The following is a 20,520-nucleotide window of genomic DNA, read 5'->3' as shown; positions in this document are numbered from 1 at the left end:
GCAGGCGTTTTCACACAGCCTGGACCCAAAGCTGTCGGAGACAGGCACTCGCTGTAGCGGAAGCAGTCGTATCCTCAATGGCTGAACGTCAGTTATACGCCGCTCCCTCCGACCTCGCCTTAAAGCGAAACGTCGAGAATCCTTTTAATTCGTGCTTCAACTCGCCCGCGCAGTAATGGTGACGAACAGAGATTGCTCTGGAGCCCGCCATGAGGATGTATGCCTTCCCCCTGATTGTGACTTGCTTGGTGACACCCCCGGCTGTCGCACAAGAAAATCGCGAGCGCTCGGATCTCGGACTTGTGCAACAACGGCTCACTGCTATCGAGCTGTTGGCCGATCGTGCGTCACGCGGCTCGGATGATCTCGATGGAGCACGCTATCGCTTCGACTATCCAAGATTTTCGGCAGATCTCGAACGTATACGTGAAGGCATCCAAAACTATCTGTCGCCCTCACGCGCACAGCCAGCTGACCTAGTCGAGCTGACAGGTCAGTACCGTGCTGAAGCACCTCACTCGAGCCCCTGCCATGAGCATGACTGACGCCCAACTCACAGCATTCTCCGCCGTGGCTGGGTTTACCCCGCAGTCGAGTTCACTGCTATGGCGCTCATCGGTGCTGGTGTTCGCGTTGCTCTGGTGCACCTGGGCGCTGTGGACCGGCTACCGCGGCTGGGCGGCCGGCAATCTCAATTTCGGTGCGCTAGGCGGCAGCACGCTGCGTCTGGCCCTAGCCCTGATCGTGCTGATGTTTTTCATGCTGTCGTAATCTGGAGATCCTGCCATGAAACTCTCCCGTCGCTGCCTCCTTCCGCTGCCCCTGCTGCGGGCTACCTTTGGAAAAGCCCTATTCGGCGGTTTGGTGCTGCTGAGCTCGACGCTGGCCAGAGCTGATCTGCCCACCATGGAAGCACCGTCCCGCGGCGAAGGCACTGGACTAATTGACACCATCAAGAACTACGCCTACGACGGCGGCATCCTACTAGGCCTTTTGATCGCAACCCTCGCTTTTTTGGGTGTGGCCTGGCATTCGCTCACGGTCTACGCCGACGTGCAAAACCAGCGCAAGACGTGGAAGGACCTCGGCGCCGTGGTCGGCGCCGGCGCACTGCTGGTGGTGGTGATTTTGTGGTTCCTGACAAAAGCCGCCACGATCCTGTGAGGTTGCCATGTACTACGTCCCCGCTACCCTCCCCGACGGCACGTTGACCTTCCTGCCGGAACGCCTTAATCGCGATCCTGCGGTCCTGCGCGGCCTTACCAACGACGAGATGTGGGTCGCCCTGATTGTCGGCGCAGTACTGGGTATGGTCCTCGGCGGGCCGCTGGCGGTGGCCACTGTTTCCATCGCCACCCTGCCCACTTGCATGTTCCTGTGTATGGCGCTGGTGCTGCTCGGTGGCGGCAAGCTTCTACGTCGGGCTAAGCGTGCTCGTCCCGAAACCTGGTTGTACCGACGTCTGCAATGGCAGCTGGCAGCGCACTGGGGCATCGGCAGTCAGTACCTGATCCTGCACTCAGGCCCGTGGGCGGTCCGGCGCACACGCCGGCCTATGAGGATCGCCCCATGAGCCGCTTCCGGAACAAAGTCGATGCGCAGCAGGCGCATATCCTCAGCCTACGCCTGGCTGTGGCGACCTTGGCACTGCTGTGTAGTGGGCTGTGGTTCGGCTGGCAGTCCGCCCCTTCCGAACTGACCATTCATGTGCCACCGGATCTGCGCTCCGGCAGCACTCGCAAATGGTGGGACGTGCCGCCCGAAAATATCTATGCCTTTGCCCTGTACATCTTCGGCCAGCTCAACCGCTGGCCCACCGACGGCGAGGTCGACTACCACCGCGCCATCTTCGCCCTGCAGCCCTACCTGACACCGGCGTGCAAGACCTTCTTTGACGGCGATTTCGAGTACCGCAAGGCGGCCGGCGAACTGCGCGGTCGTGTGCGTGGGGTGTACGAGGTACTGGGCCGCGGTTACAGCGATGATCCCGACCTGCGGGTTAAGCAGCTGGATAAGCACAGCTGGCTGGTCAAGCTCGACCTCAATGCCGACGAGTACTACGCCGCCGAGCCGGTGAAGCGCGTGGTCGTGCGTTACCCCCTGCGCGTGGTGCGCTTCGACGTCGATCCCGAGCACAACAAGTGGGGCTTGGCCCTGGACTGCTACGAAGGCACACCGCAGAAGCTGACGCTGCCTGGAGGTGCGTGATGATGATGCGTGTCTTGATCCTGATTCTGGTGACGGTGGCCGGCTGGTGTTCAGCCGCAGCCGCCGTCGAGGTCAAGTACTGGGACCGTCTGCCGCTGGCCGTGCCGCTGACGGTGGGTCAGGAACGTATCCTGATGCTCGATGAGGATGTCCGCGTCGGACTACCCAGTGCGATCAGCAGCAAGCTGCGCGTGCAGTCGGTCGGCGGAACGGTGTACCTGCGTGCGTCGGAAGCCATCCCCCCGACCCGACTGCAGCTGCAGTCGGTGAAGTCAGGCGACATCATTCTGGTCGACATCGAAGCACTCGAGGGCAGCGAGACACTGGAGCCGGTCAAGATCGTTGCTCAGGCCCAGGCACCAGACGTGGACACAGCGAAGGACGCAGCACCGGCAGTGACGCCAGTACTGGTTGTGCTGACCCGCTTCGCGGCGCAGAACCTGTATGCGCCGCTGCGCACCGTGGCGCCTTTGCCAGGTGTGCGTCGGGTCCCACTGGGCGACTTCTCTGGGTTCAGCACCCTACTGCCGACCGAGCACGTGGCCATCAAGGGGCTCGCCGCCTGGCGGCTAGGTGATTACTGGGTGACTGCGGTGAAGATCGTCAACCGTGGGCCGACCATGGTCACGCTGGACCCGCGTCACTTGCAGGCCACGCTGTATGCCGCCACCTTTCAGCACGAGTTCCTGGGGCACGCCGGCACACCTGAAGATACCACCGTGGCGTACCTCATCACACGAGGCGGCGACCTGAAGCACGCACTGCTGCTGCCACCGCCAGCGCCGGAGGCTGCCGATCATGAAAGCTAACGGTTTGCTGAAATGGCTGGTACCGGTAGTCCTGCTGGGGATTGTGCTGATCATCGGCAAATCCTGGGTGGCGGCGCCAGACGCTGAACCTGCCCATGATCCCGAAAACATTGCCCTCAGCCCGGAACAGGCCAAGGCCCTCGGTATTGCCGGCGACACGCCGCGCGACACCGTGGCGACGCTGATTGGCCAGGTCAAGGCCATGCGCAGCGAGATGCTGTCGCTGAAGAAAGGCAACGAGACCCTGCAGACCGAGAATAACCGGCTGCGCACGCGCGAGGGAAATATCGACAGTCGCATTCAAAGCACGCTGAGCACTGTCACCCAGCAGGTCACCGAGCACCGCCAGCAGGCCAACGATGCCCGGCAGAAGGCCGAGCAGCAGCACCGCGAGACCCAAGGTTTGCTGTCCCGGCTGAAAGACCAGCTCACCAACAAGCCGGCCGCGAAGTCCGACGTACCCGTGGGCTTTGGTCTCGAGCCGGGTGACGAGCAGCAATTTTCTGGAGCGCAACCGCCGGCGGATACGGTGCAGTGGATCGAGCCGTCCAATACACGTGCTGGCCCGGAGGGGGCCAGCAAAGCTGAGGGGCCGCTGTCGTCGCTGACGTCGAAGTTCAAGGATCTGCATGGACTGGACAACAATGCGATTGACCGGGGCCAGGACCATCTACGCGCCGTAGCCAAGGGCGAGCGTGACCTTGAAAGTGTTCAGGATAGGACCGAGGAAGCCAAGCCAGTCTATACCCTCCCGGAAAACTCAACCCTGATGGGCTCGATCGCCATGACCGCCCTCATTGGCCGAGTGCCGGTGGACGGCACAGTGAATGATCCCTACCCGTTCAAGGTGCTGGTGGGGCCGGACAACCTCACCGCCAACGGCATCGACCTGCCCGACGTGGTCGGTGCGGTCATGAGCGGGACTGCGGCCGGTGACTGGACCTTGTCCTGCGTACGCGGCCAGGTCGAGTCGATCACCTTCGTCTTCAGCGACGGCACCGTTCGCACGGTGCCACAGCCGCAGAAGGTGGTCAGCCGCAACCGCAGCAGTACCCAGACTTCGGACACCGAGAAGATCCGCGGGGGCTTGGGCTACATCTCCGACCCTTACGGCATTCCCTGCATCGCCGGCGAGCGCCGTTCCAACGCCCAACAGTACTTGGGCAGCCAGAGCCTGATCACTGCGGCCGGCGCCGGCTTCGCGGCAGCGCTGGGTAGCGAGCAAACCAACACCTCGTTCATCAACTCGGCCAGCGGCAGTCTGGGGCTGTCGCAGAACAGCGGCAACAGCGCGCTGAACTCTGTCATCAGCGGTGGCATCGGCGACATTCGTGACTGGATCAACAAGCTCTACGGCGAAGCCTTTGCCGCGATCTACGTCCCGCCGGGGGCCAAGGTGGCCTTGCACCTAGATCACGAAATCAGCATCGACTACGAACCCAAAGGCCGGAGAGTGAATCATGAAACCCCATCCGTTTCGGTACTGGACCTGGATTAACCTGCTGCTGAGCCTGCACCTGACAGGCTGCACCACCAGCAAGGACGAGATGCTGCCCCACGGCGACCACACCATGCTGGATATCTGGAACAGCGGCGGCGCGGTCGGCACGCAGCAGCACTTGCAGGAGGCTCGGGGCGAACTGCGCCGACCAGTGCTCGATCCCGAGCGCCTGATCAAGGACCAGAACGCCTACACACGCACAGCCGCCAACGAGATCCGCGCCCAGTTCCCACGCCTGCCTAATCCCGACCTGGTGATGTACGTCTACCCGCACCTGGCCGGCACGCAGCAGACGCCGGTGCCTGGTTACTCGACCGTGTTTCCGCTGTACGAGAAGGTCCAGTACGCACTCCCCGGCGAACGCCTGGACGATCTGTGATGGACGAGGATGCAGATCGTACGTCGCCGCGCTGGCAGCCCTGGCGCGCGGCGCAACGTCGGCGCGCGACACGTGCGGATGAAGCCGCGCAGTACGCACACAACCCCAGCTTCACCGACCACTTGCCCTGGGTCGAATACCTCGAGGAGGAGCACTGTTTTCTGCTCGACGATAACCGCTCGGTGGGCGCCGTGTTCGAGTTGCAGCCGATCGGCACCGAAGGCCGTGAGCCCGAGTGGCTGATGGCGGCGCGCGATGCGTTGGAGGATGCGCTGCAGGACAGCTTCGACGAGCTCGATCAGGCACCGTGGGTGGTGCAGTTCTTCTGTCAGGACGACAGTGATTTTTCCCCGTACCTGGAGCGCCTGGAACAGTACGTTGTACCACGGGCGACAGGCACCCCCTTCACTGCAGCTTTCCTCACCTCGATGCAACACCACCTCGATGCCATTGCCAAGCCAGGCGGCTTGTTCGACGACCATGTCGTGTCGCACCTGCCCTGGCGCGGCAGCAATCGACGGATTCGGCTGGTGGTCTATCGCTGGCTCGGTGACCAGGCCGACGACGAAGGGCAAAACCCCGCTCAATTGCTGGGAAGGACCTGTGATCGCCTGATGGCCTCGTTGCAGGCCTGCGGGGTCAATCCTCGGCGGCTGACGGGGCAGGATTTCTATGCCTGGTTGCTGCCGTGGTTCAATCCGGCCCCGACTCTCACCGGTGAATCACCAGCGGCGTTCTATCGACGCGTGCCCTACCCGGAGATCGATGACGGCGATGGGCTGTCGCTACCGTTCGACCACGACTTTGCCGAGCGACTGTTCTTTCAGGAGCCACGCTCGGACAGCGAGCAGGGGCTGTGGTATTTCGATCAACAGCCGCACGCGGTGATGGTGGTCGACAAACTGCGCAGGCCACCCCACATCGGCCAGCTGACCGGCGAGACCCGCAAGGGTGAAGCGCTCAACGCTCTGTTTGACCAGTTACCCGAGCAGGCCGTCATGAGCCTGACCTTGGTCATCACACCTCAGGATGTGCTCGAGGAGCAACTCAACCGCTTGGCGCGCAAAGCTATCGGCGAAAACCTGGCCTCGACCCAGACCCGCCAGGACGTGGAAGAGGCCCGCGCGCTGATTGGCCGCCAGCACAAGCTATACCGCGGCACCTTGGCACTGTACCTGCGTGGCGCCGATGAGCCGCAATTGCGCCAGCGCTCGATCCAGGCCGCCAACGTGCTGCTCGGTGCCGGCCTGCAGCCGGTGCGCGAGGGCGATGAGGTGGCCGCGTGCAACAGCTACCTGCGCTGGCTGCCGATGGTCTACAACCCCGCACGCGACACGCGCAACTGGTACACCCGGCTGCTGTTTGCTCAGCATGTTGCCAACCTGCTGCCACTGTGGGGGCGCAGCACCGGTACCGGTAATCCGGGCATCACCTTCTTTAACCGAGGTGGCGCGCCGCTGTCGTTCGATCCCCTGTCGCGCTTCGACCGTTCCATGAATGGTCACCTGCTGTTGTTCGGCCCGACTGGCGCTGGCAAGTCGGCCACCCTGGTCTCGATCCTGATGCAGGTCATGGCGGTGTATCGGCCGCGGCTGTTTATCGTCGAGGCCGGCAACTCCTTTGGCCTGCAGGGCGACTACTTCGCCACTCTGGGCCTGACCGTCAACAAGGTCCAGCTCAAACCGGGCAGCGGCTTGAGCCTGGCACCCTTCGCCGATGCTCGGCGGCTGATCGAGCGCCCCGATCAGGTCGCCAGCCTTTCAACCGAAGACCTGGATGAAGACGCTTCGGGCAGTGACGAGCAGCGCGATGTGCTGGGCGAGCTGGAGATCACCGCCCGCCTGATGATCACCGGGGGCGAAGCCAAGGAAGAGGCACGCCTCACCCGGGCTGACCGCAGCCTGATCCGCGAATGCATCCTCGACGCGGCCAGGCATTGTGCGGCCAGCGATCAGCAGGTCATGACGCGCCATGTCCGTGATGCCCTCCGAGCGGTAGCCAGCGACGCCCACCTGCCCGACAAGCGTCGTGAGCGGGCCCAGGAAATGGCCGAGTCCATCGACCTGTTCTGCCAGGGCTTCGAGGGTGCGCTGTTCGACCGACCAGGCACCCCTTGGCCGGAAAGCGATGTCACGATCGTCGACCTCGCCACCTATGCCCGCGAGGGCTATGAAGCGCAGATGTCGATCAGCTACATCAGCCTGATGAACACGGTGAACAACCTTGCCGAACGCGATCAATACCTCGGTCGTCCGATCATCATGGTCACTGACGAAGGTCACATCATCACCAAGAACCCGCTGCTGGCGCCCTTCGTGGTCAAGGGTACCAAGATGTGGCGCAAGCTCGGCGCCTGGTTCTGGCTGGCAACGCAGAACCTGGCCGACTTCCCCGATGCGGCGCAGACCATGCTCAACATGATCGAATGGTGGATCTGCCTGAACATGCCGCCGGCGGAGATCGAAGAGATCGCGCGCTTCAAGAAGCTCACGCCAGCACAGAAGACCCTGCTGTTGTCAGCGAGCAAGGCCTCTGGCAAGTACACCGAGGGCGTGGTCTTGTCGAAGCAGCTGGAGACGCTGTTTCGCGCAGTCCCGCCGAGTCTGTACCTCACCCTGGCCATGACCGAACCCGAAGAAAAGGCCCAGCGCTGGCGGTTGATGGAAGCGCATCAGCTATCCGAGCTGGAGGCCGCACTTCGGATTGCGGCGGACATCGATCGCTTGCGCGGCATGTCCTGAACCTCGTGGCCCACGATGCTCTGTGGCCTGCCGATCAATAAAACCCGATAGGAGTACATATGTACTCCTTTGGTAATTTAGGACGAATTGCAGTCCTCACCATGCCGGCTGGAGAAACCGAAGGCACCAGTCTCGGTTTGTCCGCCCCACTCCTCTGCCTGATCCGTGATGCTGCAACTCGGCGCATGGATGCACACCGTTGCCACTTGCCGAGCGCTACCGATGAACTTGACCGCCCCATGTCGTACACCACAGCCAAAGAGATCTGGCCGAGGTCGCGGCTTTATCGCGATCGTTTTGCTCGTGGCTGCCGAGCAGTGCCTGGCGATAACCACTCCCGCCATCATTGCCTCGGTCGCGTCGCTGCAGTGTCTGGAGTACCGGATCGTGGGGATCTGCTACTGGCTGCTGTGTACGCCCTTTGGTTGCACGGTGAGAACTTCGCCCAAAGTCCGTCACTTCATTCCTGAGCTGGTGGTGTCGAGCTATTCCGACACCGGCAATAACCCCTGGGGCGAGATGTCCGGTCTTTCGGCACAGACACCCCTGTCGCAAGGCGGGGGCAACCTGATCACACCCTCGCCGCAGCGCAACAACCTGCCCCGCTTCAAGAATGTCGACGGCATCGGACATCCTGGCAGCGCTGCACTGACTGCCGTGGCACACAGCTTCGGCTATGCATGTCCAAGCGGGGCGGTGCCACTTGCGCCCTACTACCTCAGCACGCTCGATCCACTGGCCTGGCGCCACGCCATCCCCGAGTCCGTCTATCCGCAAGCGCTTATTCCGGGCATGCGTGAGATCGGTAGCCAAGCCCTCGGCAACATGTGGGGCAGCATTTACCCACGACAGGGTTTCCTGGTACAGCCCGACGACTTCAAGGCCGCCGCAGTGATGGCGCAGCGCGCCAGTGACTTCATCACCCGCGTTGGTCAGCCGCATGTGTATCTGCCGCTGCAGCCGATGCCATCGCCCGGTTATTGGCCGCCGCTGCCGGTGATGGAGAACAACATCAACAACCACCGTTGGCAGTTGCTCGCACCGATGATGCAGAGCACCTGCGCCATCTTCCCGAGCGCCACCGTCCAGAGTGCCGAGGGCGCCTACGCCTGGTCGTTGTGGCGGCCGTATCGCTGCTGCCAACGCATGGGGCAGACCTTCCTGTTCAGCATCGACTTTGATGGAGGCCAGTGATGAACACCCTCTCGTTCGGGTTGGTATGTCTCTTCGTATGCGCCGCCGGCCACGCCGCCGAGAATGGCTACCACCTGGGCGACCAAGCCCAAGTGTTGGACGACCGGGTGATGTACACCATCGGTGGCGGATCGGCGGCGGGCGCGCCCTCCTCGCTCTACCGCCCCAGCGGACTCGGCGTCGGCCTGTCCTGGCGCGCGAACATGATGTGCGGAAACATGAACCTCTCCAACACCCTGCAGAACCAGCTCAACGGTGCCACCCAGGGCTTCCAGCAGATCATGGGCAACGTCATCCAGAACGCCACCCAGGCGGTGATGTCGCTGCCGGCAATGATCATCCAGCGCGCCAACCCCGGGCTGTATGAACTGCTGAGCAACGGCGTACTGCAGGGACGCATCGACTTCGACCGCTCCAAACTCACCTGCCAGGCGATGGCGGCGAAGATGGCTGACAAGGTGGATCAGGCCGGTTGGGGAGCACTGGCGCAGAACCAGGAAATGCAGCACAACCTGGAGCAGTCCGACGGTGATGCCGTGACTGCGGTGAAAGACACCGAATCCAACAACGGCAACAAGGGTGTCAGCTGGATTGGCGGGCAGAAAGCTGGCGGCCATGGCCAGGCGCCGATCCGGGTGACCGCGGACGTGGTTAAGGCGGGTTACAACCTGCTGCACAACCGTTCGGTCGAGGACACCTCGGCGGTCGGTTCAGGTTGTCAAAACGGCGCGATTTGCCAGGCCTGGTCGAACCCCGAAGAGGCGGCTGAGTGGGCAACCCGGGTGCTCGGCGAAACCGAGGTGGAGACCTGCGACGATTGCGAGACGCTGCGCGTGAGCGCGGGTGTAGGTCTCACGCCACTGATCCAGGAAACCTACACCCAACACCTCGAAGGCTTGCAGCGCATGTTGTCGGGCGCAGAAGAGCCCACCCCAGAAAACCTCGCCAAAGTCTCCAGCCCCTTGCTGCAGGTCTCGCGTGGCGTCATCGAGGGCCTACGCGATGACCCCGACCAGAACCTGCTGGCCCGACGTTTGGCCAGCGAGACCGCGTTGTCGAGCGTGATCTACAAAGCGATGCTGCTGCAGCGCACATTTCTCGCCGGTAGCCGAGAGCCCAATGTGGCGTCGGCGCAGCCCGCCACCACTGCCCTCAACGGCAATGTCGAAACCTTGGAGCGCGAGATCCGCCTGCTGCAAACGGAATTGCAGGTTCGCCAAGCCCTAGCCACCAACACCGCCAGCCTGGTCCTCGATCGCCACGCCGGCGGCGCCGATGCCTCACGCAATATCGACCAGCGCGATCCACGCCCAGACCGCCTGCAGCGAGCGGATCAGGGAAGGAGCACGCCATGATGCCGTTTTCTGTGAAAAGCTCGGTCGTTCGGGGCTTGCTGATCCTCGCCGTCATGATGGTCATGTTGCTGGTTGCCTCGATGGCGCTGCAATTGAGCGGGCCCCAGTTGGAATGGATCAAGGAGGCACGGGGGAGTACGCCGTTTCTCGCCTACTGGCGAGCCCTACTGTACACCCTGATTTTCGCCGGCTGGACCGCAGCACTCCGCTTGCGGCCAAGCTCGGAAGACCAGCAACGGTTATTACGCCTGGGCCTGATCGGTTTCGGCGCGATCGTCCTGGTCGAACTGTCGCGCTTGTGAGGTGCAGCCATGAACATGAGCACCAACAGCTACCTCGAATACTACCTGTCGCTGCTGGCGTGGATCATCAACAACGGAATCTGGAACACGCTGGCAGACACCGGGCTGTTCGCTGCGCCGTTTGGGGCGATCATCCTCCAGGAGTGGTTATCCGCCCGCCAACAGGGGGCCGACGAGGGCAACAAAGGCTTGCTGTCGATCCCCCGCGTCGAGAACCGACTGTGGATGAGCTACGTCGTCATCCTGTTTGGCTGCATGCCGTTTTTCCCGCTCAACCTGTCCTCCGTAACCTTCGACGGTGCGGCGAGCCAGCGCTGTGGTGTTTCCATGGCCAAGCCCGCCGACACGGCCTGGGGAACAACCTTCAACACCATCGGCGAGAAATCGGCGAATGTGCCGGTGTGGTGGTACCTGGTGCATGCCATGAGCAAGGGCATTACCGCCGCCGCCACAGCGTCGATTCCCTGCGCACCCGACATCCGCGCGATGCGGATGGAGATAGACAGTTCCCGGATCAACGACCAAGTGCTGCTGCAGGAAGTCGCCGATTTCACCCGCGACTGCTACGGCTTTTCACGCTCGAGGCTGTTTACCAACCGCCCTGAGCTGGACGAATCGCAGAGCTACGATGCGTCCTGGATTGGCTCGACATACCTGCTCAACACGCCTGGCTATTACGACACGGATCGCTCGCGCACGCCCCGGGTTGATTGGCCGTATGACGAGACGCGGGACACCTCCCTCCCTCGGTTGGACAACGGTGCGGGCTACCCAACCTGCAAGCAGTGGTGGAGCGATGCCACGGTCGGCTTGCGCGACCGCCTGGTCGCCGAGGTCGATCCCAATCTGCTCACGCAATTGCGCGGCTGGCTGACCGGGCGCAGTTCCACCGAAATCGAAGATGCCACCCTGCGTGAACTGGTGAGCCCCCGCCAGCAGTCATTGAGCATGGCGCCTGGCCAGGTTTTCCAGGACTACGGCAGCAGTGCCCGAGGCGGCTCGTTGACGCAAGGGCTCAACAACCTCGCCACCAACACCGGCCTGGCCCTGGGCTCATTCAGCAACTTCCCGGCGATGAATGCGCTGCGCACTGCATTGCCAATGGTGCAGGCCTTCCTGATCATGGGCACGATCATCAGCTTGCCACTGGTACTGCTGATCAGCACCTACCAACTCAAAGCGTTGATGACGATCACCTTCGCGCTATTCACCCTACACATGCTGACATTCTGGTGGGAGTTGGCCCGGTGGATCGACTCGAGCATGCTCGACACGCTGTACCACCAGGTCTCTGCCACGGACCAAGCGCTTTTAACATTGCCAACGGCAGGCTTCCTGGATGGGACGGTCACCGCGCAGGTGATTGAGTACGTGATGGGGGCCATGTTCTTCGTACTCCCAATGTTTTTCCTCGGTGTAATGAGCTGGGCGGGATACAACGTAGGCAGCGGTGTCCAGACGCTCTTCACTCGCGGATCAGAAGGAGCCCAGGTACAGGCTGATAAGGGATCTTCTCAACTCATATCGGGAGCCAAAAAGTTAAGATAATTGATTATCTAGGAGACCCATTATCATCGTACATCTCAGGATATTTGCTTTGGTGCTGGGGATGACTTACCTCGTATATCCGAGGTTGCCTATCACTTTTAATGGGCAGCGCCGCGAGGGTCCACAGAGCAACCGTTCCGATCGCCAGGAAAAAAGCGACTGATGCGACAGCAAGCAAAAGAATCACCTTAACAATCTGCATACCGAGCCGGCGATACCCAAACGGAACGCTCGCCAACATCGGTGAATGCAGCACGCTGGCTTCTAGCTGATTCACCAATCGACCCGCGCTAATTGCGGCACGAATCAAATACTTGCCGAAAGAAGTACGGCTGGGGTTTGAGGACGCTGGGGTCGCCATTTTCCCACCTCCATTTACTTCACCGCACGTGCGGTCAAACCGCTATAAACAATTTGGATCCAAGCCTTAGCTTACTCCTCCCCTGCGGATTTCCATGACCGTTGATCACTTGGTTTACGCTGCTGATCGCCAGTGGTACTGCATGGATTGATGCAGTGCACTCTTCTGAAAATCACCATTGACGTTATGCCGACCCGCTTGATAAACCGCACAGGCAAGCGCTGGAAAACCAGCACCCCAGGTGGCCACAACCTTCAAGGCCACGTCACTCCCGTGATGGTTGTCCCAAGGGCGATTAGCGTTCGGTGGCTCGCCCGGTTACCGCTCCCGCGGTGATGAGCGCTCTTTCACATCTGCCTCACGGAGCCCTGCTTCGTTGAAGCTCCTTTTCCATTTCCGTGCTGGGAATTCTTCCCGCATGGGTGGCATTCCTCCGCACTGCCTGGAGGAACTCACCATGTTGCGCTTCACAGGAGCTGAACTTCACGCCGTCTTGACCGAAGCGGCCGTCATCGGCTGCCGAGTCATCCTGGTCAAAGACCACGGTGTCTACCTCATGTCCGAGTTCGGTGAAAGCAAACCCGACGGAGGTAGCCGCAAACACATCGCCTACGCCATGGGCTGCAACCCTGACGTCGACGACTTCGACGCTTGGTGGAATCGCGCACGCAGTGAATTCGGTGGCGACGATTTTGCCGAGTACTTCGACCTTGATGATCCGGTACTGGAAAGCCTACGCGGCACCAACGGGTCGCTGGTAGTTGAAGCCACATCCACGCACCTGTACATCGCTGCCGAGATTGCCAGCTCCGGGAAATCCTGAATGCTCTCGCAACACCCGCGATGTCCCAGGGATGCACGAGCCAGTGCCTCTCTGGGATCTCGCCCACTTCAATCTTTACGCCGACAGCAGCCGTTCATCTGGACCTTTCGAATGGAAAGCCTTTGCTGGAAGCGGGTGGAAACTTGCACTGCTCGTTGCCCTTTATCGGGTATTGCCCTCACAGGAAACCGCGTTTTAATGCCTAGACACGCCCAGTTCACAGTGTGAGTTGTGGCGATGGGACTTCCCCCGAGTTGTTCGTGAAGCCATCGCCGGATCAGCTCCCGGGAGGCACCAGTGTCCAGGAAGAACCGCTCCTTACCTGCCGTTGTCCTGAGCCCAGGCATATGGCAATTCATCGCCGAGGTTGGTACGGCTACTGACGCAGTCGAGCAATCAGGGCAGCGCTTGCAAGTCGTATTGGGCATTGCCCTGGCATCGTTAGACCGTCGCCACTGGCGCCAGTCGATCGAGTTGCTGCTCGGTCAAGCTTCCCAGAGCGACTCACGCTCATCGACGGTTGCCCCTCAACTACTGGTAACTCACATCACGCCAGAGGCCGGTCCTGTTTTTCTGCACATCAGGTTGCCACATGAGATCGGTGTGGACATCTCATCAACCTGAACACTCGCACTACCACTGTCCACTTACCCCACCGGGAACCCTTCCCGGCCGGGCAGCGTTCCCCTTCTTTGACTGGAGAACGTCATGTCCGATATCTACCTGGATGTCACCAACAAGATTGTCAGTGCCCTGAGCCAAGGGGTCATCCCCTGGATCAAACCCTGGACCACTTCAGGCTCCAGTGCTGACGCACCTTTCCCCATCAACGCAATCACTCGGCGCCCGTACGCCGGCATCAACATTCCACTGCTATGGGCCGAAGCCCGCCTGCGCGGGTACCGCCAGGATCGCTGGCTCACCTACAACCAGGCTCGGAAAGCCGGTGGTCACGTACGCAAGGGCGAACAATCGACCCTCGCGGTGCTGTACAAACCCATGAGCAAGGAAGCGCACGACGAAGACGGTCAGGTCGTCCGTGATGAGCAAGGTAACGTCAAGATGGTGCAGTTCGCACTGCTACGGACGCATTGCCTGTTCAACATCGAACAGACCGAGGGACTACCCAACGAGGAACAGCAGCACGAGGAGAGTGCAGATCCGGTGGCGTTCATCGATCATGCACCTGCCGAGCGACTGTTGGCCGCCAGCGGCGCACGTATCGAGCATCGCTACGGGGATGACGCATTCTATCTACCGATCCGGGATCTCATCCAATTGCCCACCAAGGCCCAATTTGTGGACGTCAGCAGCTACTACGCAACCGCATTACACGAACTGACGCACTGGTCGGGTCACCACGCTCGCCTCAACCGAGAAGGCATCACTGCCGGGCACGCCTTCGGCTCTGCGGCGTACGCCTTCGAGGAGTTGGTCGCGGAGATGGGTGCGGCATTTCTCTGCGCCCTCACCGGCACCCAGGGCGAGCTGCGCCACGAAGAGTACCTGGCATCCTGGTTGAAGATCCTCAAGGAAGACAAGCGGGCCATCTTCCGCGCCAGTGGACAGGCGCGTGAGGCGTCCGAGTACCTGGTGGCACTGCAGTCCGATCAGTCCAGCGAGACGACCGAACGGCTCACGGCGTGACTTTTCACCTCAAATAGAAAGGCCCCAACCGGGGCCTTTATTTTGCCTGCAACGCCGACCATCGGTCGCTACAATTGAGCATGCGATTACTGCACCCAGCTCTCGACGACATCCGAGCCGTACTCCTGCTTCCACTGCTTGAGGATCTTGTGGTTGCCGCCCTTGGTTTCGACGATCTCGCCGCTCTGCGGGTGCTTGTAGCGCTTGACCTCACGCGGCTTGCGCTGAGCGCCGGTGGAGGCGCTGGAAGTACTCACGCTTACGCCCTTGGACGGGTCGAGAATGGTGATGACCTGGCGCAGGTTCATGCCGTACTCATCCAGCAAGGCCTTGAGCTTTTGTTCAAACTCGATTTCCTGCTTCAGGCCGGAATCGTTTTTCATCGCATCCAGCTGTTGAAGTTGAGCAGCCAGTTGAGCTTCCAGTGCTTTGAATTCGGCAAGTTTGGACATGTGAAATCTTTCCTAGGGTTGGGACATGTGTAGCAATCTTACCTGAGGCACAAGTACTAGCCGAGCGTTAACTCACTCTCCAGCTAACTTTTCATCTCTCAAAATGTGCACATATCTATGTGACTAATCAGTCCGGCAAGAACTGGCAAAGGTGCCCCACTAGTTCACGAGGTGCGGCACTATTGCCGATTTTAAACAGCATGTCGCGCTGACTGCGTGGCAACAGTTTCGCGCAACGCGTGGCGGCCGACCGAATGGCAGCATCGGTCCCATGAATCCGGTCAGCCAGTAGCACGATCAAAATGGCATCGCTCAACGTCATCAGGCCACATTCCTCGAAATAATATCGGACAGTCTACCTCCCGGGAAAAGGACAGGCCATTCCGGTACCACAGGTAACCCGATGCACCAGGCTTCGAATTTTCGCGTTCGCGAAAAGGCTCAAGGCGTTAAAGGGTAACGGCGGCAATGGTAAGGGGGCACAAGGGTAAGAGGCCTATCCGAAAAAGCAAAAGGACCTTCTGAATGCAAAGCAGGTAATGCAATGAAGCGCTGGTGGTTCACACATCAAAAAGGCAATGGCGCGGACCCCACGCGCGCTTCAGCGCCCGAGGGATTTCTCCTCCCACTCACCTCTGATTCCCTGCTAGGTGCCGAACACCGAAAAAAGCTACTGCAGCGCATCTGGCAATACACAGCGCTCTCCGAGCCGCAGTTCGAGCAGCTCTACCTTGATCCGATCCGCCGTTACGCCAGCTATGTGCAGCAACTCCCCGCCAGCGAAAGCCACCACCATGCCTATCCAGGCGGCATGCTGGACCACGGACTGGAACTGGTGGCCTGCAGCCTGAAGTTGCGCCAGTCGTACCTGCTACCCAGCGGCGCCGCACCGGAAGACCAGGCCGCGCAGGCCGACGCCTGGAGTGCGGCGATTGCGTACGGCGCCCTGCTCCACGACATTGGCAAAATTGCCGTTGACGTGCAGGTGGAGTATCAGAATGGTGAGGTGTGGCACCCCTGGCACGGGCCATTGACTCAGCCCTACCGCTTTCGCTACGTCGCCGGTCGTGACTACAAGCTTCACGGCGCAGCTGCCGGGCTGCTGTACACACAGGTTTTGACGTCCCGTCAGCTCGACTGGCTCAGCAACTATCCAATTCTGTGGGGCCACCTACTGTTTTTGCTAGCCAATCACTACGAGCACGCCGGCACCCTCGGGGAACTGGTGCTGCAAGCTGACCGGGTCTCCACCGCGCAGAACATCGGCGCCAACCCCACCAAGGCCCTGCAGGCACCTAAACACTCGCTGCAGCATCACATGCTCACGGGCCTGCGCCACCTGGTCAAAAACGAGTTTAAGCTCAACCAGCCCGGTGCGGCCGGCTGGCTCACTGAGCACCATCTGTGGCTGGTCAGTAAGGCTGCGACCGACAAACTGCGCGCTTACCTGCTCGTTCAGGCGGTCGACGGCATACCCTCCTCCAACATCGCCTTGTTCGATGAGCTGCAATCACATGGATTGGTGGATGCGACACCGGAGGGCAAAGCGGTATGGAATGCCACCGTGGCTGACGATGACTGGCAACATCGCTTTACCTTTCTTCGCCTGCAGCCGAGCCTGATCTGGGCCAATGAGCCGAGGCCAGATTACTTTAGCGGCACGGTAGAGCCGATGATGGACGGTCCACTACCGACCAGCGAAACCAACGAGTCGGCCCCGGATCAGCCGCCTGCAACACCAGAAGCAACACAAGCCGGCGCCGTGCTGCAGAATCAGGAATTCGACTACCTCGACGACCTTATGGACATGTTGCAAGTGCCGGGCGAACGCGAGAGTGGATCAGCTGTTGAGAAGGCTCAATCTGCCACTGCTCCACCACAGGATTCCGTGGGGCTGGCCTTTATCGAGTGGCTGCGCGAGGGAGTTAACAGTCATCGCTTAGTGATCAACGATATCAAGGCCAAGGTCCACACCGTGGACGGTACTTTTTTCCTGGTCACACCGGGCATTTTCCAACGCTATGTCGCTGAGTGTTTGAACTGCAACTCGGAAATTGAAAAAAATGAAGCGTGGCGGCAGTTGCAACGCAACTTCGAGCGGATAGGCCTTCACAAAAAACAGAAGAACGGGCAAAACATCTGGGCTTGTACAGTTAAAGGCCCGCGTAAGTCCAGCATCTTGAGCGGGTATCTACTACGCGATGCTAAATCATTGAACTGTCTTCCGCCGCAAGACAATCCCTATCTTTCACTGCATTCATAGTCCAGATAGGGCACACGAAAGCACCACACATAAAACATCACCCAAGGGCTTTACTATGCAGCACAGTGATATTTCTGAGACACAGCCGGCAGTGGGCATGCCCCTCGTAAAGCTAAACTATGCAGCCAGCCATCGCATTAAATAAAAATTAGAGCTCACAAAACCTCATCTATTTTTCATAACAGCTATACAAGCTCAAACCACCCACAGACCTAAAATCTTTATCATCACTTAAAATATTAGCCACTCCTGACTCTTTCATAAAATGACAATACAGAGCATCATATCCATCGATTTTAAAATCCCTGATCAAGCCCATTACTGAGTCATCCACTTTCGCTCCCACACCTAGAGGGAGTGGCTCAGCCATACCCTTAACCTGTGCCCATGCGTTGTCAATCTCGTTTAAAACAGCTTTTCGTTCTGCTTCAATGCCTCTGAAATTTTTGATCGGAAATTTGGGGGAGCTATTTAACGCCCTGTAAATCCCTAATTCAGAGTTTTCAATCAGACTTGAGAGCTCCACCAAAACCAAAGGTGAGTAATACAGTTTAGCCTTCACATCCAATGCATCCTGAATAAACTCAGGATAGTGCAAAATCTGGTAATCCCTGGGTGCATTCCCATAAAATGTTTTCGAGGCGGCGTACGTTGCCCAATACCAAACATTTGTATCCACAAAATAGCCATGCTCTGAAGAAGCTTTATTTTTCTTGATATCCACCCACATATCTACATGCCTTTCCTTGCATTGTCCAATCCACGACCTACAGCACCGCCTTTGTCTCTATAGAACTTTATAGCATTAGAAATCACAAGATTAAGGATATTCCTACCATGATCTGATATCCCCTCAAACTCAAGGCGCGCCTGCAACTCACTGATTTCTCTATCTTTAAGCAAAGCACCGATACTTGCGTTAAAAAACGGAGACGCAAAAACTTCTATTCCTGAAAAATCCAGCACGAGTTTTTCATCACCCTCACCGGAGCGAGCCCAAGAGTTCAAAATCAACTCTTTCAACTTCGTACCGGCCGACATAGAAACCGCATTACCGCCAACAACATCTTTAATTACTATATTTTTCATGTGTCACCCTCAAAAATAAGCCGGAACATCCTCTACAATCTCCGACTTAAATTTATAGTGTTTATCATCACAATTGACCGTGATGCTTACAAGCGTACCTAAAAGCTTACCCGGAACTCTTTGGACTACATAGTCGCCACGACTATCAATAGATGCCATGAATTCGTCGCTACAAACCGTAAGCGTACCACCATTCAACGCCACAAACTTTTTTAGTATTCCAAAACCTAAACCTCTGGGCATGTCAGCCGGACTATCAGTCCGGGTAGAGTTACCCATTTCTAATGCCCAAGCTATAGCTGTCTTCCCATCCTTATCTGGGTAGACCCTCTGAACCGACCCTACAATTCCGCTACCCATTGCAGTCCGTTCATTGACATAAGCAAAGGGCAAACCTGGCCTAGCACCAGCATCGGAGTTGCAGCTGCGCGCGATGTTCTTCCGTTCATCACACGACGACAACTGTATTTATAGACAGTATCAATAATCTGCAAAATCGAGCGGATGCTAGACCCTGTGCCAGCATTTTGATAGCGTCGAGCACTATTTAGCGACACCGGGACGGCGCTCGACAGCTCAATCTCGGAATGGACTAACCGGTAAAAGGCAGGGGCGGTCGAGTTTTGATTAACACATCGATTGGGGCATTCAACGGGCCTAGTTGGGAAGCACTGATGCAGCTCGTTCTTAAAAAAAAGTATGCTGCTGAGGGCTATCAGCATGTCCCGGCCTCAGGTGGTGATTTCGGAATTGAGGGATTTACCCGAGAAACCGGCCATGCATTTCAATGCTACTGCCCAGACTTTCACTATGAGCGTAAAGAACTCTACGCTCATCAGCGCAAAAAAATAACAACTGACTTGAACAGCTTGAGAAATTACGCAACCGGTCTTCAATCGATCCTTGGTGATACGCGAATAAAAAACTGGTACCTCATAACACCCGACGTCATTAATAAAGACCTCATCGTGCACGCGGTCAATAAGCAGAATGAGGTGCGCGACTGGGGCCTGCCGCACTTGCACGAAGAGTTCACAGTTTATGTGCATGACGCGGGCTACTACATGAACGAGATCAATGAAGTGCGCCAAATTGAGGGTGTGCCAATCACGATCGCTCGCGAAACGCTGAAGATACCGGAACTGAACGACGAAAAAACCGACTACGAAGGGAACCTGGAGCGTAAGACCAAGTTGCGCATTGGGGATAAAGGTGAAGCCGCTTTCGAGGGCTTACTCAAGCTAACTCGACGTGCATTTTTGGATCACGACCCATTCTTCCACCAGCTATACAACTCCCACCCGCATACGTACTGGCAAGTCGTACCGAGACCCCTCACATCTGGCAGCAAAGCCGAAGGCCGATTTGGTAAGCAGGACTTCATCTATCTTGCGGCGTCGGACGAGTATCGATGCCCTGCCGGGCAGCTACTAACCAGGCGGCATTCGTCGATGGACGACGGCATGTTATTGCATTGTTACTACTTCTCAGGCTGCCAGTCCTGCTCAATGCAAAAGCAATGTACGACGGGTAAGGAGCGCCGAGTGAAGCGCTGGGAACATGAGGCTGTAGTCGACGCGTGCATGTTCGTCTAGAACATGATCCAGCGATGATGAGGGTTCGTCGACAGACTGTTGAACATCCTTTCGGAACGCTAAAGTACTGGATGGGAAGTACCCACTTCCTGACCAAAACCCTGCCGAGGGTGAACACTGAGATGAGCCTTCATGTGCTCGCCTACAACCTCAAACGAATGATGAGCATCTTCGACATCGCAGGACTGCTTGAGGCGATCAGGGCGTGAACCCAGCCGCTTGGCCCGCCAGTTCGAAGCCGTTTTGGGGGGCG

At 58.8% G+C, this 20,520-nt stretch carries 22 protein-coding genes and 1 pseudogene; 17 read left to right on the top strand and 6 right to left on the bottom strand.

All coding sequences use genetic code 11. From position 1 onward, the window contains the following. Positions 1-209: 209 nt before the first annotated feature. From AC07XM_RS20425 to AC07XM_RS20365, 13 genes are all read left to right on the top strand, one after another. Positions 210-545: an integrative conjugative element protein, RAQPRD family gene (locus AC07XM_RS20425; protein WP_102689553.1), complete on the top strand. Its 336-nt coding sequence runs from the start codon at positions 210-212 to the stop codon at positions 543-545. Next, positions 532-771: a TIGR03758 family integrating conjugative element protein gene (locus tag AC07XM_RS20420; RefSeq protein ID WP_102689554.1), complete on the top strand. Its 240-nt coding sequence runs from the start codon at positions 532-534 to the stop codon at positions 769-771. The genes AC07XM_RS20425 and AC07XM_RS20420 overlap by 14 nt, the downstream gene beginning before the upstream one ends. Positions 772-786: 15 nt before the next feature. Beyond that, entirely contained in the window at positions 787-1,164 is a 378-nt protein-coding gene (locus AC07XM_RS20415; protein WP_102689555.1) for a TIGR03745 family integrating conjugative element membrane protein, read from the top strand. 7 nt (positions 1,165-1,171) lie between these two features. After that, positions 1,172-1,573, top strand: coding sequence for a TIGR03750 family conjugal transfer protein (locus AC07XM_RS20410; RefSeq protein WP_102689556.1), 402 nt, complete (start codon positions 1,172-1,174; stop codon positions 1,571-1,573). After that, positions 1,570-2,208 (top strand): PFL_4703 family integrating conjugative element protein, encoded by a 639-nt coding sequence (locus AC07XM_RS20405; protein ID WP_096426381.1) that lies wholly within the window; start codon positions 1,570-1,572, stop codon positions 2,206-2,208. The genes AC07XM_RS20410 and AC07XM_RS20405 overlap by 4 nt, the downstream gene beginning before the upstream one ends. Positions 2,209-2,210: 2 nt before the next feature. Further along, positions 2,211-3,017 (top strand): TIGR03749 family integrating conjugative element protein, encoded by an 807-nt coding sequence (locus tag AC07XM_RS20400; protein WP_102689581.1) that lies wholly within the window; start codon positions 2,211-2,213, stop codon positions 3,015-3,017. Next, on the top strand, positions 3,007-4,515 hold the full coding sequence (locus AC07XM_RS20395; protein ID WP_102689557.1) for a TIGR03752 family integrating conjugative element protein: 1,509 nt from the start codon (positions 3,007-3,009) through the stop codon (positions 4,513-4,515). Before AC07XM_RS20400 ends, AC07XM_RS20395 begins: the two co-directional genes overlap by 11 nt. Then, positions 4,478-4,897 carry a TIGR03751 family conjugal transfer lipoprotein gene (locus AC07XM_RS20390; RefSeq protein ID WP_102689558.1) on the top strand — a complete coding sequence of 140 codons (420 nt, stop codon included), beginning with the start codon at positions 4,478-4,480 and terminating at the stop codon, positions 4,895-4,897. Before AC07XM_RS20395 ends, AC07XM_RS20390 begins: the two co-directional genes overlap by 38 nt. Then, positions 4,897-7,638 carry a conjugative transfer ATPase gene (locus tag AC07XM_RS20385; protein ID WP_102689559.1) on the top strand — a complete coding sequence of 914 codons (2,742 nt, stop codon included), beginning with the start codon at positions 4,897-4,899 and terminating at the stop codon, positions 7,636-7,638. The genes AC07XM_RS20390 and AC07XM_RS20385 overlap by 1 nt, the downstream gene beginning before the upstream one ends. Before the next feature lie 222 nt (positions 7,639-7,860). Beyond that, positions 7,861-8,832: a TIGR03756 family integrating conjugative element protein gene (locus AC07XM_RS20380; RefSeq protein WP_102689560.1), complete on the top strand. Its 972-nt coding sequence runs from the start codon at positions 7,861-7,863 to the stop codon at positions 8,830-8,832. Continuing rightward, positions 8,832-10,187, top strand: coding sequence for an integrating conjugative element protein (locus AC07XM_RS20375; protein WP_102689561.1), 1,356 nt, complete (start codon positions 8,832-8,834; stop codon positions 10,185-10,187). Before AC07XM_RS20380 ends, AC07XM_RS20375 begins: the two co-directional genes overlap by 1 nt. Further along, positions 10,184-10,489, top strand: coding sequence for a hypothetical protein (locus tag AC07XM_RS20370; RefSeq protein WP_102689562.1), 306 nt, complete (start codon positions 10,184-10,186; stop codon positions 10,487-10,489). Before AC07XM_RS20375 ends, AC07XM_RS20370 begins: the two co-directional genes overlap by 4 nt. A gap of 9 nt (positions 10,490-10,498) precedes the next feature. Continuing rightward, positions 10,499-12,037 carry a conjugal transfer protein TraG N-terminal domain-containing protein gene (locus tag AC07XM_RS20365; RefSeq protein WP_102689563.1) on the top strand — a complete coding sequence of 513 codons (1,539 nt, stop codon included), beginning with the start codon at positions 10,499-10,501 and terminating at the stop codon, positions 12,035-12,037. Positions 12,038-12,041: 4 nt separating this feature from the next. Here the strand turns inward: AC07XM_RS20365 and AC07XM_RS20360 are convergent, their stop codons facing one another. Continuing rightward, positions 12,042-12,398, bottom strand: a complete 357-nt coding sequence (locus AC07XM_RS20360; RefSeq protein ID WP_102689564.1) for a hypothetical protein — start codon at positions 12,396-12,398, stop codon at positions 12,042-12,044. Between the two features lie 457 nt (positions 12,399-12,855). Between AC07XM_RS20360 and AC07XM_RS20355 the strand changes: the two genes are divergently transcribed. Both AC07XM_RS20355 and AC07XM_RS20350 read left to right on the top strand, forming a co-directional pair. Continuing rightward, entirely contained in the window at positions 12,856-13,221 is a 366-nt protein-coding gene (locus AC07XM_RS20355; protein WP_102689565.1) for a DUF3085 domain-containing protein, read from the top strand. A 708-nt stretch (positions 13,222-13,929) separates the two neighbouring features. Further along, the gene (locus tag AC07XM_RS20350; protein ID WP_102689566.1) at positions 13,930-14,868 is read left to right on the top strand and encodes an ArdC family protein; all 939 of its coding nucleotides are present in this window, start codon (positions 13,930-13,932) and stop codon (positions 14,866-14,868) included. Positions 14,869-14,954: 86 nt separating this feature from the next. Here the strand turns inward: AC07XM_RS20350 and AC07XM_RS20345 are convergent, their stop codons facing one another. Continuing rightward, positions 14,955-15,320, bottom strand: a complete 366-nt coding sequence (locus tag AC07XM_RS20345; protein WP_102689567.1) for a histone-like nucleoid-structuring protein, MvaT/MvaU family — start codon at positions 15,318-15,320, stop codon at positions 14,955-14,957. Positions 15,321-15,447: 127 nt separating this feature from the next. Next, positions 15,448-15,642 (bottom strand): DUF7740 domain-containing protein, encoded by a 195-nt coding sequence (locus AC07XM_RS20340; protein WP_102689568.1) that lies wholly within the window; start codon positions 15,640-15,642, stop codon positions 15,448-15,450. 222 nt (positions 15,643-15,864) lie between these two features. On the opposite strand from AC07XM_RS20340, the gene mobH reads away from it, so the two are divergent. Beyond that, positions 15,865-17,583, top strand: coding sequence for a MobH family relaxase (gene mobH, locus AC07XM_RS20335; RefSeq protein ID WP_102689569.1), 1,719 nt, complete (start codon positions 15,865-15,867; stop codon positions 17,581-17,583). A 169-nt stretch (positions 17,584-17,752) separates the two neighbouring features. Here the strand turns inward: mobH and AC07XM_RS20330 are convergent, their stop codons facing one another. From AC07XM_RS20330 to AC07XM_RS20320, 3 genes are read right to left on the bottom strand one after another with little or no spacing between them, the layout of a single operon-like run. Next, complete coding sequence (locus tag AC07XM_RS20330; RefSeq protein ID WP_102689570.1) at positions 17,753-18,313, bottom strand: type II toxin-antitoxin system VapC family toxin; 561 nt, start codon at positions 18,311-18,313, stop codon at positions 17,753-17,755. A 2-nt stretch (positions 18,314-18,315) separates the two neighbouring features. Beyond that, positions 18,316-18,672, bottom strand: coding sequence for an STAS-like domain-containing protein (locus tag AC07XM_RS20325; RefSeq protein ID WP_102689571.1), 357 nt, complete (start codon positions 18,670-18,672; stop codon positions 18,316-18,318). 9 nt (positions 18,673-18,681) lie between these two features. Beyond that, entirely contained in the window at positions 18,682-19,032 is a 351-nt protein-coding gene (locus tag AC07XM_RS20320; protein ID WP_146024536.1) for a hypothetical protein, read from the bottom strand. 962 nt (positions 19,033-19,994) lie between these two features. Between AC07XM_RS20320 and AC07XM_RS20315 the strand changes: the two are divergent. Continuing rightward, positions 19,995-20,476, top strand: a pseudogene (locus tag AC07XM_RS20315) (transposase); the annotation flags it as partial. Positions 20,477-20,520: the final 44 nt, after the last annotated feature.

The sequence above is a fragment of the Pseudomonas sp. GW460-LB5 genome, from assembly GCF_059423245.1.
The sequence above is the reverse complement of the archived record's forward strand: the minus strand, read 5'-3'. Positions and strand labels throughout refer to the sequence as shown.